This window comes from Paenibacillus sp. GYB006 (assembly GCF_036577645.1).
In the GTDB taxonomy this organism is placed as follows: Bacteria; Bacillota; Bacilli; order Paenibacillales; family Paenibacillaceae; genus Paenibacillus.
In genome coordinates, this window is sequence record NZ_JARBDA010000011.1 from 36,735 (window position 1) to 50,429 (window position 13,695).

At 40.1% G+C, this 13,695-nt stretch carries 12 protein-coding genes; 11 read left to right on the top strand and 1 reads right to left on the bottom strand.

The window, feature by feature from the left end; all coding sequences use genetic code 11:
• The first annotated feature begins 163 nt into the window (after nt 1-163).
• The 6 genes from PV403_RS19330 (at nt 164) to PV403_RS19355 (ending at nt 5,345) form a co-directional block, all read left to right on the top strand.
• Nucleotides 164-1,114, top strand: coding sequence for an ABC transporter permease (locus PV403_RS19330; RefSeq protein WP_213534739.1), 951 nt, complete (start codon nt 164-166; stop codon nt 1,112-1,114).
• Entirely contained in the window at nt 1,107-2,054 is a 948-nt protein-coding gene (locus PV403_RS19335) for an iron chelate uptake ABC transporter family permease subunit (protein ID WP_213534737.1), read from the top strand. Before PV403_RS19330 ends, PV403_RS19335 begins: the two co-directional genes overlap by 8 nt.
• Nucleotides 2,051-2,809, top strand: a complete 759-nt coding sequence (locus PV403_RS19340; RefSeq protein ID WP_213534736.1) for an iron ABC transporter ATP-binding protein — start codon at nt 2,051-2,053, stop codon at nt 2,807-2,809. Before PV403_RS19335 ends, PV403_RS19340 begins: the two co-directional genes overlap by 4 nt.
• 102 nt (nt 2,810-2,911) lie before the next feature.
• Nucleotides 2,912-3,916: a siderophore ABC transporter substrate-binding protein gene (locus tag PV403_RS19345; protein ID WP_332085667.1), complete on the top strand. Its 1,005-nt coding sequence runs from the start codon at nt 2,912-2,914 to the stop codon at nt 3,914-3,916.
• Nucleotides 3,917-4,075: 159 nt separating this feature from the next.
• Nucleotides 4,076-4,984, top strand: coding sequence for an aldo/keto reductase (locus PV403_RS19350; protein ID WP_213534732.1), 909 nt, complete (start codon nt 4,076-4,078; stop codon nt 4,982-4,984).
• 34 nt (nt 4,985-5,018) lie between these two features.
• Nucleotides 5,019-5,345, top strand: a complete 327-nt coding sequence (locus PV403_RS19355; protein ID WP_213534730.1) for a thioredoxin family protein — start codon at nt 5,019-5,021, stop codon at nt 5,343-5,345.
• 74 nt (nt 5,346-5,419) lie between these two features.
• Here PV403_RS19355 and PV403_RS19360 read toward each other — a convergent pair whose 3' ends face one another.
• Complete coding sequence (locus PV403_RS19360) at nt 5,420-6,217, bottom strand: undecaprenyl-diphosphate phosphatase (RefSeq protein ID WP_332085668.1); 798 nt, start codon at nt 6,215-6,217, stop codon at nt 5,420-5,422.
• Between the two features lie 191 nt (nt 6,218-6,408).
• Here PV403_RS19360 and PV403_RS19365 point away from each other — a divergent pair, with 191 nt between their 5' ends.
• The 5 genes from PV403_RS19365 to PV403_RS19385 all read left to right on the top strand — a co-directional run bounded on the left by PV403_RS19365 (nt 6,409) and on the right by PV403_RS19385 (nt 13,632).
• Entirely contained in the window at nt 6,409-8,202 is a 1,794-nt protein-coding gene (locus PV403_RS19365) for a cache domain-containing sensor histidine kinase (RefSeq protein ID WP_442951779.1), read from the top strand.
• Nucleotides 8,202-9,758 carry a response regulator transcription factor gene (locus PV403_RS19370; protein WP_332085669.1) on the top strand — a complete coding sequence of 519 codons (1,557 nt, stop codon included), beginning with the start codon at nt 8,202-8,204 and terminating at the stop codon, nt 9,756-9,758. Before PV403_RS19365 ends, PV403_RS19370 begins: the two co-directional genes overlap by 1 nt.
• Nucleotides 9,759-9,928: 170 nt before the next feature.
• Nucleotides 9,929-10,912: an ABC transporter permease gene (locus tag PV403_RS19375; RefSeq protein ID WP_213534722.1), complete on the top strand. Its 984-nt coding sequence runs from the start codon at nt 9,929-9,931 to the stop codon at nt 10,910-10,912.
• 15 nt (nt 10,913-10,927) lie between these two features.
• Nucleotides 10,928-11,827, top strand: a complete 900-nt coding sequence (locus PV403_RS19380) for a carbohydrate ABC transporter permease (RefSeq protein WP_213534720.1) — start codon at nt 10,928-10,930, stop codon at nt 11,825-11,827.
• 107 nt (nt 11,828-11,934) lie between these two features.
• A complete protein-coding gene (locus PV403_RS19385) occupies nt 11,935-13,632 on the top strand; it encodes an ABC transporter substrate-binding protein (RefSeq protein ID WP_332085670.1) in 1,698 nt (565 codons plus the stop codon).
• Nucleotides 13,633-13,695: the final 63 nt, after the last annotated feature.

Sequence of the window (13,695 nt, forward strand, 5' to 3'; positions counted from 1 at the left end):
TGAGAATGGAATGATACAATGAATCTTGTGTCCAATTGATAATGAATATCATTATCTGAGACAATTAATACCAGAGTTTCCTACATAATGATTCATCCGTTTTTTTCAGATGCAAGTAGTAACCCTATCCTCCTGAATAAACGGAGAAGAGGAAGGAACGGTTATGAAGAAGCGATACTTATTTATTTTACTTATCATCTTATCCCTTCTTTCCGTTTTTATCGGAGTAAAGGATATCCAGCCTTGGCATTTACTGAACTTAGATGAGATTCAGAAGCAGATTTTACTGGAAAGCCGATTACCGAGGCTTGTAAGTCTACTCATTGCTGGGATCAGCATGAGTATATGCGGACTTATTATGCAACAGATTACACGAAACAAATTTGTCTCTCCAACCACAGCGGGAACAGAAGATTCAGCTAAACTTGGCATTTTGGTGTCTATGTTGCTGTTCGCTACTGCTCCTCCGTTAGTGAAGATGCTGGTTGCTTTTGCATTTGCACTGGCAGGGACATTTATATTTACCAAGATTCTAGAGAGAGTTAAATTCAGAGATACGATTTTTATTCCACTCGTGGGAATCATGTTTGGTAATATTGTCGGTTCGATCACTACCTTTTTTGCATACAAACACGATCTGATCCAAAATATTTCCTCTTGGCTGCAAGGAGATTTCTCCATGATCATCTCTGGCCAATATGAGCTCATCTATATCAGTATACCGCTTGTCATTCTCGCTTACTTTTATGCGAACAAGTTTACGGTAGCCGGTATGGGAGAGGAATTCGCTGTCAATCTCGGACTTAACTATAAGTGGATTGTCAATATCGGTCTTATCATCGTTGCGATGGTTACCTCTGTCGTTATTTTGACGGCAGGTATGATCCCTTTTCTTGGTCTGATCATTCCTAACATCGTGAGTATGTATATGGGTGATAACCTTAAGAAAAGTCTCTCTCACACTGCTTTAGTGGGTGCAATTTTCGTATTGATCTGCGACATCCTGGGACGGATCATTATATACCCATATGAGATACCGATCGGTTTAACGGTTGGCGTGCTCGGCAGTATCATCTTTATTTTCTTGCTGATGAGGAGAAAGGCCTATGAATAACAAGACTAAGATTACACTTCTCGCTGCTCTTGCTGTTGCTCTTATTGGAATCTTTGTCTTTGTCGATCTAGGCAGTAGTTGGCGTTATGTTCTTCCTAGAAGAGCCATGAAGATTCTCGCTATTGTGATAACAGGAAGCGCCATCGCGTTCTCATCCATGATATTCCAGACCGTCACGAATAATCGGATTTTAACACCAAGTGTGCTCGGGCTTGATTCACTTTATATGCTTATCCAAACCTTTATTATTTTTATGTACGGATCAGCACAAGTATCTTCCCTTAGCAAGAACATGAATTTTATTATTTCGGTAGGTCTTATGGTGATGTTTGCAGGGGTCTTGTATAAACTGCTGTTCAAACGTGAAGGAAGAAACTTATTCTTCTTGCTTCTCATCGGTTTAGTCATGGGAACGTTATTCCAGAGTATGTCGACCTTTATGCAGGTTATTATGGATCCGAATGAGTTTTTAATTGTGCAGGATCGCATGTTCGCAAGCTTTAATAACGTGAATACAGATCTTGTCATTGTATCGATTATTGCCTTTGCCGCAATTGGTGTTTATTTCACAAGATTCAGTAAGTATATGGATGTTATGTCGCTAGGGCGGGAACATGCCGTTAATCTTGGAGTTCCCTATAATCTGGTTGTGCGCCGGATGCTGATCATTGTCGTGATCCTCGTATCCATCTCTACAGCACTTGTTGGACCTATTACTTTCCTAGGACTTCTTGTCGTCAATGTAACTTATCAAATGTTTAAGACTTATCAGCACAAAGTAATGATTCCAGCAGCGATGCTAATCAGTATTAGTGCGCTCGTAGGCGGTCAGATGATTGTTGAGCGAGTCTTTACTTTTTCAACTACACTGAGTGTCATCATTAATTTTATCGGCGGGGTTTACTTTATTTATCTGCTACTTAAGGAGAATAAATCGTGATAGATGTGAAAGAGGTATCCAAACTATACGGTAACAAGTATGTGGTGGAGAATGTAACTACCAACATCAAAAAAGGGAAAATTACTTCTTTTATCGGGCCTAACGGTGCGGGAAAAAGTACCTTGTTGTCTATGGTAAGTAGGCTCATAAGCAAAGATCACGGTGAAATCTTCATTGATGGAATGGATGTAAGCAACTCTAAAAGTGGAGATCTTGCAAAGAAAATAGCAATTCTCAAGCAATCCAACCACATAAATGTAAGATTAACAATACGTGATTTGGTTAGTTTCGGCCGGTTTCCTTATTCTCAAGGCAAGCTAACCAAAGAAGATTGGGCATTTGTTGATGAGGCAATCGAGTACATGGAACTTCAGGATATGCAGCACAAATTTTTGGATCAGCTGAGCGGAGGCCAGAGCCAAAGAGCCTTTATCGCCATGGTTATCGCCCAAAATACAGATTATATTTTGCTAGATGAGCCGCTGAATAATCTGGATATGAAACATTCAGTTCAGATCATGAAAGTACTGCGGAAGCTTGCAGATGAACTGGGCAAGACGGTTGTCATTGTTATCCATGATATCAATTTTGCATCCTGTTACTCCGATTACATCGTAGCACTAAAGGATGGCCAGATCGTAAAAGAAGGTACGACGGATGAAATTATTGATCCTGTGGTGCTGAAAGAAATCTATGAGATGGATATACCTGTCCAGATCATTGATGGGAACAAAATCTGCGTGTACTTCCGGTAAAGTCATTCGTGCTTAGGAAGAAAAGCAGGGTTTCCTATCCCTTTCGAGTTTTAAAAAGATTTTTTGTTCATTATTAACCAAATAATATAAGAGGTGATTCTAATGAAAAAATTCAAGTTATCTTCTATTTTCACACTGGTTATGGTTATGATGCTTACGGTAGTACTGGCAGCTTGCGGCACTGACTCCAAAGAAGCAGAAGGCGGCGCTGAGACGAACGCAGCGGCTGGCAGTAATGGAACAGCAGAACAAGCACAACAATCGGAAGTAACGATTGCCCATAAACTGGGTGAAACCACACTTGAGACGAATCCTGAAAAAGTAGTCGTATTCGATATGGGGATTCTGGATTCCCTCGATAAATTGGGCATTGAAGTAACAGGGGTTCCACAAGCGAACATTCCTCCATACCTAGAAAAATATAATGATTCCAAATATGCGAATGTAGGAAGCTTGAAAGAACCGGATTTCGAAAAAATCGCGGAAATTAATCCTGACCTGATCATTATCTCTGGACGTCAATCTGATTCTTACGAAGAACTCAGCAAAATCGGAAAAACCATTTATCTTGGAGTAGATACAACTCGCTACATGGATTCTTACAAAGAAAACATGCAAGTTCTTGGACAGATTTTTAACAAAACAGAAGAAGTAAATACAGAGATTGCCAAAGTCGAAGATGAAATTAAGGTGCTAAATGAAAAAGTAACAGCAAGCGGTAAAAATGCCCTGATCATCCTTGCTAATGAAGGTAAAATCAGTGCGTACGGTGCAGGTTCCCGTTTTGGAATTATTCATGATGTGTTTGGTTTTACACCAGTAGATGAAGCGATTGAAGTTTCAACACATGGTCAAAGCGTATCGTTTGAATACATTGTAGAGAAAGATCCAGACTACCTGTTTGTTGTAGACCGCGGTGTTATCACATCTGACGAAAAAGCTTCTTCTGCTCAAGATTTAGTTGAAAACAGCTTGGTGAAGAATACAAAAGCATATAAAGAAGGTCACATTGTTTATCTAGATGCAAACTACTGGTACTTGTCCGGTGGAGGCCTTGCTTCTGTATCTGAAATGGTAAAAGAAGTAAGTGCTGCATTTGAAGAATAATTAAAAAAACTAATAGTTGATGATGGATGCGCATAGGGTACAGGTAAAGGAAGGTTTACCTTCTACCCTCTGCGTATTTTTGTGTTCTTTATTCTTCATGCTACAATACTAATATTGTCATCTTATCTTTATTTCTATAATTGGAAGGAGGTCTCACAAGTGAAAATGAATAGGCTTGGTTCATCTGATTTAATGGTAAGTGAAATTGGACTCGGATGCATGTCACTAGGAATAGATGAGAAGGTAGCGATCCCGCTTATACATGAAGCGATTGCTCATGGTGTTAATTTCCTGGATACGGCTGATATTTACGATGATGGACGTAATGAAGAACTGGTGGGGAAGGCTCTTAAAGGGCGCAGACAAGATGTGATCATCGCTACAAAAGTAGGAAACAGGCGTCTGACCGGTCAAGAGGGACTCCGCTGGGACCCAAGTAAACAGCATATTAAAGAAGCTGTAAAAGATAGTTTACGCAGGCTTCAGACCGACTACATTGATCTTTATCAACTGCATGGCGGTACGATAGAAGATCATATAGAGGAAACAATTGAGGCCTTTGAGGAATTAAAGCAAGCCGGATTCATTCGTTATTATGGAATTTCGTCGATACGTCCGAATGTGATTCGGGAATATACCCAGCATTCTTCGATCGTTAGTGTAATGAACCAATATAGTTTGCTGGATCGTCGCGGAGAGGAAGAGGTGTTTCCTTCTCTTCATGAACATGGGGTAAGTGTCATAGCGAGAGGGCCGGTGGCTGGCGGTGCACTGGCAGACGGTAGAGATGATAAAGCTCTAAAAGGGTATCTTGAATACACACCCGAGCAAATTAAAGAGATTCGCGAGAAATTAGCAGCATTTGTTACGGAAGAACGGAGTATGTCACAGCTAGCAATTCGGTATGCGCTCTCACACCCTGCTGTTGCTACTGTTATTCCTGGAGCTAGCTCCAGGGAACAATTGCTTAGTAATATCGGGGCTTCCATGACAGAGCCGCTAACGGATAAAGAAAAAGATAAGCTTAGAAGATTGACTAGAGCTAATCAATATACCCAGCATTTATAATAAGATCCTATAGGTAAAGAAAAGAGGAAAAGACGTGGAACGAATTCAAAGTGAAGAACAGTATCAAGAGTTAATTAACGGTGACCGTCTGACAGTCATTAAATTTGACACGAACTGGTGCCCAGACTGTAAAAATCTAGACCGCTTTATCGGTGACGTAATAGACAAGCATCAAGATAAGCAATTTTTTGCTCTGGATGCTGAGAAATTCCTGACGATTGCAGAACAAAATCAGGTCCGCGGTATTCCAAGCTTGCTTGTGTTCAAAGACGGGGAGAAAATCGCACATTTGCACAGTAAATGGGCGAAAACACCAACCCAAATCTCTGATTACTTAGAGACTTTGGAATCCAAACAGTAATGCAGGATGATGAACAATGAAAAAGGAGCTTTTCCTTGGGCTGATATCAGCAGCAAAAGGAGAGGCTCCTATTTTTATAAGATGATAAACAAAAGAACAAGGGCAAGGCCAAACCGGTAATAAGCAAAGGTGGAAAGTTTCCATTTTTTTAAAAGGGAAAGGAATGTTTTAATCGCCAGCATACCGACACAGAAAGAAGTCAGAAGCCCGATTGCAAAATAAGGGATATCTTTTACGGACAAAATGTCTGCACTTTTCCATAGATCGAGGGCGGTAGCCCCAAACATAATAGGCACGGAGACAAGAAAAGTGAATTCAGCCGCAGCTGTATGACTGACTCTTGCAAGAAGTCCGCCTGAGATCGTGGAACCGGAACGAGAGAACCCTGGCCAAAGTGCTAAAATTTGAAACAGTCCAATCATAAATGCTTGCTTGTAGGTGATATCATCTACGGTTTGTGCTATCGGTTTCCTGTGCCATTTCTCTGCTGCAATCATAAGCACTCCCCCGGCAATGAGGCTGTAGACTACAGTAGTGGGACCAAATAAATATTGTTTTATTACATCACGAAACAGTACCGCAGTAATAGAAGCAGGCAGCATCGCTAGAAAGATGTGAAGCAGGTTCAGACGAGGCATCACACGATCACCAGGTTTGACGGTGAAAAAACCGACAAAGGTTCTCCAGTAAAGAACGACGACAGCAAGTACAGCTCCGAGCTGGACAACAACTTCGAACGTTTTGACATTTTCTTGATCCGTAGAGAGTCCGAGCAAGTGAGCTGTGATGATCATATGACCCGTCGAGGAAACAGGAAGAAACTCAGTCAGCCCTTCCACAATTCCCATTATAATGGATGAAAAAATATCCATTGCTTGTCCCCCTTCCCCATCGGTAAATTAGCAATCAGAGAAATTCCGTACTCATCAATATATAGTACTCCATAGTTTGTCCTGTAAGAACTAATGAAAACTGTATTTATTTGTCGATAATGACAATCTGAACATTACAATTTATGATAAAATAAGTAGTATAGATGTGTAAGCGCTTATATAGATCAGGGGTGTGTAGATTGCTGTCAAAGATTGTACGGCGTACGAATGATATGAAGCTTAAACATAAGCTTGTTATCAGCTATGTGCTTGTCGTCATGATTCCCGTACTCATCATTGGTGTAGGGGTGACCTACTATTTCAGACAGCAGGCGATGGATCAGGCAATACAGCAGGCAGAAAACAATGTAGAGCGTATCAAAAATCAGACCATGACGCTGCTTCGAGTACCTATGGATATTTCTAATCTGCTTTTGTTTAATAGCGAGATAAAAGAAATTGCGAACACGAAGTTTGAAAATATGCTGGAGCTGACGCGAAGTTATCGCTCTTTTACCTTGTTTAACGACTATATACAGCAATATAGAGAATTATATGGGATTCGTTTTTTCTCTTTTAACTCAACCTTAGTTAATAATTATGAATTTATACCCGTTGATACTCAGATAGAGAATGCTCCTTGGTTTCAGAAAGCAATGGAATCAACGAGTATTGGTTGGTTCTTTATTCCGAATTCAGAAGACTATCCGGCAGATACACTGAGTCTTGTGCGAGGCGTTCAATTTCCTGAATATCAGAGACGAGGCGTGCTCATGGTTCTCATTAACCGTGATGTACTCAATAATATGCTGAGCCAGGAACCTTTTAATACCATGATTGTAGACAGTCAGGGGTATATTGTCGCTGCAAAAGATACGAAACTTGTAGGGTCTACTTTTGAGTTCCTTCATATGGGGGTTGATCTTCGATCTCAAAAGAAAGGGCTTATCGAAGCAAACGTGTATGATGAACCTTCGAATATTATTGTCGATGAAATGACCCCATCTTCGAGTATGAATGGGTTTCAAATCGTTTCTATTTTTTCGAAGGAAAGTATAGTAACCAACGCGAAGCAAATCAGTCTAATTGGGATGTTGTTTATTATTCTTGTGCTTTTTGTCGCGATGGCTCTTGTATACGTTATATCGCTGCTTACGACCAATCGTTTACTGCGTCTCAGCAGGCAGCTTAATCGATTAGCACTAGGAGATTTAAAGGTCGTATCGCAAGTAGATGGTAATGATGAGATTGGTCAATTATCTAGACAGTTTAATCACATGGTATCCAGCATTAATGGGCTTATGGAACAAGTCGTGGAGACAAGTGAGCAGAACAACCGACTTGCGATCGCACAAAAGGAAATTAAGCTTAAAATGATGGCTAGTCAAATCAATCCTCATTTTTTATTTAATGCACTAGAGTCTATTCGAATGAAAGCGCATATTAAAGGCGAAGCAGAGATTGCAAACATTGTGCGTTTACTAGGTAAACTCATCCGTAAAAATCTGGAAATTGGTAGTGGTAAAACAACCATTAAAGCAGAAATGGAAATCGTTCGATCTTATTTGCAAATTCAAAAGTTTCGTTATGAAGACCGTCTTGATTTTGAACTTACCATCCAGGAAGGAATAGAGAAAGAAAAAATACCGCCGCTTATTATTCAGCCGCTTGTAGAAAATGCGATTGTGCACGGTCTCGAAAATCAAGAAGATGGGGTTAGAGTAGAGGTCTCTCTATATGAAGATAATGACCTTGTCCATTTTACAGTGCGAGATAATGGAGCGGGTATTCGCCCAGAACGGCTGAAGGAAGTAGTCACGTCGATAACAGGCTCTGATGAACAAGAGAAAAGTAGAATTGGTCTGCGGAATGTTCATCAGCGTCTAACCTTGTCCTATGGGGAAAAGCATGGTCTGATCATATCCAGTGAGTCCGGTAAAGGTACAAAAGTTCATTTTACGGTTCCTAAAGGAGGCAGCAAATAATGTATAGCGTATTAATAGTTGATGATGAACCTATGATTAGAGAAGGGCTCAAAACGATTATTAACTGGGAAGAAGAGGGCTATACGGTGATCGATACTGCTTCTAACGGAAGAGAAGCTATTGAAAAGCATCATCAGTTGAACCCGGACCTTACGATCCTAGACATCCGGATGCCAGGTCTTACTGGACTTGAAGTTATTGAACACCTCCGCAGTGAAGGGAAAAAGGGTCAATTTCTTATTTTAAGTGGACATGCAGATTTTGATTATGCCAAAAAAGCGATCAGTTTTGGTGTAGGCGGCTACTTATTAAAACCGGTAGATGAAGAAGAAATGGTGGAAGAACTGGAGCGTATTAAAGCACGTCTAGATAAAGAACAAAGTGTAAAGCAGCGCAATACAAATGAAGATTTTTTTTATCGTGAACATGTAATTGAGTCTATACTGCACGGTGGACAGGTGTGGTCAGCGGAAGATCTGAAAAAATATGATTTATACTGGCCTTCCTATCAGGTAGTCCTTATTGAAGTATTTAATGAGTCTTCTACTCACATGAGTGCAGAAATAAAGAAGGAAATGACAGACCTGCTTGCTTCATCGAAGAGTGGGATTGTTTTTACAGCGGGAAAGTACATTGGCTGTTTGCTTAATTCACCTCTGCTTACTAGTGATGAACGGCATCGCTTTTATAATGAAACGATTATGACTCTTAAAAGGTTTTCAAGCCCTGTATATATCGCTGCTGGGACGGGTGTATTACATATGGAAGAAATAAAGACATCGTATGATGAAGCTGTACACCTACTTGAGGAGCGGTTCTTTTTTACCGAACAAACGGTTTTGATGAGAAATGAAGGTTATGGGCTAAGTATGCCTATCAAAGAGAGAGAAGAAGAATTGCAAGGACTAGACGAAAATAAAATCACGGATACACTTTACTATGCTTTAGACATACGAAGTAAAGATTTATTATCGCGTGTCCTGGATCAATTCCAGCAGTGGGTGTTGACGGAGGACTACACGGAACATGAGATTAAGAATATGATTACTAAAATTGCTGCGGTTGCTTTGAACAAACTTTCTCTAGTAAATTCCGAGACGAAACTCATTGCGACGGAACATACAGCTATGTTATCGGCATTATATCAGCAGCCAACGTTCGTTGCGCTTTTGGATACGTTGCAACTTCAATTTTCGGAACTGATTCAGCAGCTTGGTGTAAATAGTAAAGATACCGTAATCAAACAGATGATTGATTTTATTAAAAGGAACCCGGGGGATCACCTCAAGCTGGAGGTTCTTGCTGAAGTTTTTAATTACAATAGCAGCTATTTGGGAAAATTGTTCAAAAATTATACGGGTGAGTCTTTTAATGTGTTCTTAGATAAGGTTCGTATGGAGAAAGCAAAGTCACTTCTTGAAGAAGGGCAAAAAGTTCATCAAGTATCGGATCAAATCGGTTATGCTAACGTAGATTACTTCCATACAAAATTTAAAAAGTATATGGGGATTTCTCCTTCTGCCTATCGAGATCAGCATAAACAGCGTCAAAAGTAGAGCATCGTTTCATACTCCCTCACGAAAACGTTTTTAGTTTTTAGTCATTCTGCACAATGAGAATTAGAAATATATCTAATTTTTATATGATTTTCTCTGAAATTCATTGGGTATTGATCTGCAATATCTTGGAGTATGATTATGTTATCAAACAGAGGAGGGGTTATTTTATGGAAACGCTAACAAAGCCCGCTTCCACGGATTCCGAGGCCTCCGCCGCGAAACAAGTTAAGCGAAAGTGGCCGAACGGTTTATGGAAAACTGTGAAAGATCAGAAGTTTTTATTACTCATGTCCTTACCTTTTGTGATTTGGGTCTTCATATTTAATTACTTACCTCTTTGGGGCTGGACAATGGCCTTCCAGAATTACAAACCTGCCAAGACCTTTACGGAACAAAAATGGGTTGGATTTGAACACTTCATTGAATTGTTTAGTGATGAGCGGTTTTATCTCGTACTCAGAAATACACTGGCAATGAGTTTATTAGGACTTCTAGTAGGATTTATAGCCCCGATCTTCTTTGCAATCTTGTTGAATGAACTACGCGGTACGATCTTCAAAAGAAGCGTGCAAACCGTATCCTATTTGCCTCACTTTGTATCCTGGGTCGTTGTTGCTGGGATTGTAACAAAAATGCTTTCTACCGATGGCGGAATCGTAAATGATATTCTAATCGGATTAAATATTATTAATGAACCTATTCAGTTTATGGCACAAGGGAATTTGTTCTGGTACATTGTAACCGCTTCCGATCTGTGGAAGGAAATGGGTTGGAACGCAATTATCTATTTAGCTGCAATTACGGGGATTTCTCAAGAATTATACGAAGCTTCAAGAGTGGATGGAGCAAGCCGCTGGAGACAAATGTGGCACATTACACTGCCGGGTATTCGATCAACCATTTCCGTATTGTTCATTATGTCCATCGGACACTTGATCAGTATCGGATATGAGAAACAGTTCCTCTTAGGAAACAGTCTGGTAACTGATTATTCAGAAGTACTTGATCTTTATGCGCTTAATTATGGTTTACAAATGGGCAGGTACTCATACGGTACAGCCATCGGCATATTCAATTCGGTTGTCAGCGTAATCTTGTTGTTCGTTGCAAACGGTCTCTTCAAGAAATTCACGAAAGAAAGCATCATGTAGAAAGGAGGAAATAACATGAGTGTTAAAGCTTTTAATGCGACAAAATCGGAAAAGGTATTTGATATTGCTAATTATATACTAATGGCAACGATCCTGACGGTAACCTTGTATCCCTTTTTGAATGTACTAGCCATTTCCTTGAACGATTCAACCGATACGGTTCGAGGGGGCATTTACTTATGGCCTCGAGAATTTACACTGGAAAATTACAAAACAATCTTTCAATATGATGGACTGATTCAGGGAGCCAAGATTTCATTTGCTAGAACGATTATAGGAACGTTTCTAGGACTGCTCAGCTCCTCAATGATTGCCTACACACTAAGTCGTCCTGATTTCAGAATCAAAAAATTTGTATCCACATTCCTTGCACTTACGATGTATTTCTCTGGTGGTTTGATTCCGGGATACATTCTGATGAAAGACTTGCATCTCATCGGTACATTCTGGATCTATATCTTGCCGATGATGGTCAGCGCGTTTAACGTGTTCGTTATCCGATCCTTTATTGACGGTTTGCCATATGCTCTTCAAGAATCAGCGAAACTAGATGGTGCAAATGACCTCACTATTTATTACAAAGTCATCCTGCCATTATGTAAGCCTGTACTTGCTACCATTGCATTGTTCCTCGCAGTAGGTCAATGGAATGCTTGGTTTGATACGTATCTTTACAACGGTTCAAAACCTGAACTTACGACACTTCAGTATGAGCTGATGAAAGTTCTGCAAAGTACACAGCAAGGCGGATCTAATATTAATGCCAATGATTTGGCTCAACAAATGGCGCAAGTATCGCCTGAATCTATACGAATGGCAATTACGATTGTTGTCACTTTACCAATCCTGGTTGTATATCCATTCCTTCAAAAATACTTTGTTGGCGGTATGACACTAGGTGCAGTAAAAGCGTAATCGAAGTTCACTTATAAATTTACAATTGAACGAGTACTTTCTTTGGTATATACAGGGTGACCTGTTATGCATATATAAGTTACTTATATTAAGGGGGATTATGTCAAATGAAACATAAAGCGCCGAAAACAATAGCAATGTTGCTACTTGCCAGTACCATGCTGTTTACTGCTGCTTGTGGAAACACCAAAGGAGAGGAACCAACTACGGCGGATCCAGATTCAAACGCGCCGATTACGTTCAGCTTCTTTGGAGCAGATACAAGTCCATATTGGAATAAAATGCAAGACGCGGTAGGTAAGAAGATTACGGAAGCAACCGGCGTTACGATTAACGCAGAATATGATATTGCTAGTGGTGGCGGGGATGATAAAATTGCATTAATGGCTGCTAGCGGCGATTATCCTGATATGATCTTTCCTAAAGGAAACTTATCTAAACTAGTCGATGCAGGGGCTATGATTGACCTGACAGAACTTATTGAAGAGCATGCACCTAATATTAAAAAAATGTATGGCGAAGAAATGAATCGTTTGAAATATAGTAATGAGGATCAAGCAATCTATACTATTCCTACGAATGGATCTGTAGATCAGCAGACTTTTGATAATACAGGCGGATTTGAACTGCAGCACCGTGTGGTAAAAGAACTCGGTTATCCTGAGATCAAAACAGTGGAGGATTTCGAGAACGCACTGCGTGAATACTACAAAGCGCATCCAACAACAGAAGATGGTCAGCCAACGATTCCACTTACCCTTAGTGCAGATGGATGGAGAAGTATGATCACAGTGACTAACCCTGCTGTTGCTGCTACAGGTGGACCTGATGATGGTGAGTACTACATTAATCCAGAGACTTACGAAGCAATGCTTCATTACAAACGTCCAGAAGAGAAAGAATATTTCCGCTGGTTGAACAAAATGTATAACGAAGGTCTTCTCGACAAAGACACCTTTATTCAAAAAGAAGATCAATATAAAGCGAAAATCGCAAGTGGTCGTGTTCTTGGTTTGATCGATCAGGAGTGGGCTTACAATGATGCAGAAGTAGCATTAAAAAATGCAGGTAAAGATGAAATGACTTATGGTCATTATCCAGTAACGCTTTCCTCCGAATTTAAACGTGCAGACTTCCAACCGGTTGGTTCCGATGGTTATGGTATTGGGATTACGGAAAATTGTGAAGATCCAGTTCGTGCAATTAAATTCTTAGACTGGATGGCTTCGGATGAAGCACAAGTACTTCGTAACTGGGGTGTTGAAGGAGAACACTATAATGTAGAAGACGGCGTTCGTGTGATTCCAGCTGATGTACAGGAACGTAAGAATAATGATAACGCAAACTTCACGAAAGAAAGCGGAATTGGGCTATACTTTGTTTTTGGTCCACACTATGGAGATGGTGTTAAAGATTCAACAGGCAACTACTACACTACGAATTTCCCTGAACAAATTGTAGCCAGTTATTCGGAAGCAGAAAAAGAAGCATTAAAAGGATACGGTATTTCTACTTGGAAAGAGCTGTTCCCAACGGAAGAGGATTTCGAAGTGAAAGAGTGGGGAGCGGCTTACAATATGCCAGTACCTTCTGACGGTAAATACCAAGTTATCTATCAAAAAACTCAAGATATCGTTCAAAAACGTGTTCCCGAAGCGATCGTTTCTACCACAGATAAATTTGATCAAGTCTATGACAACATGTTAGTTGAGCTTGATAAAGCCGGCGCAGTAGAAATGGAGCAACAATATACAGAGTGGATTAAAGAAAGAGTAAGATTGTGGACAGGTAAAGACGTGAAATAAGATTTGTAAAGGAAAAGGGGATTCTGAAAGGTCCCCTTTTCTATAATAAATAACGGATTTTCA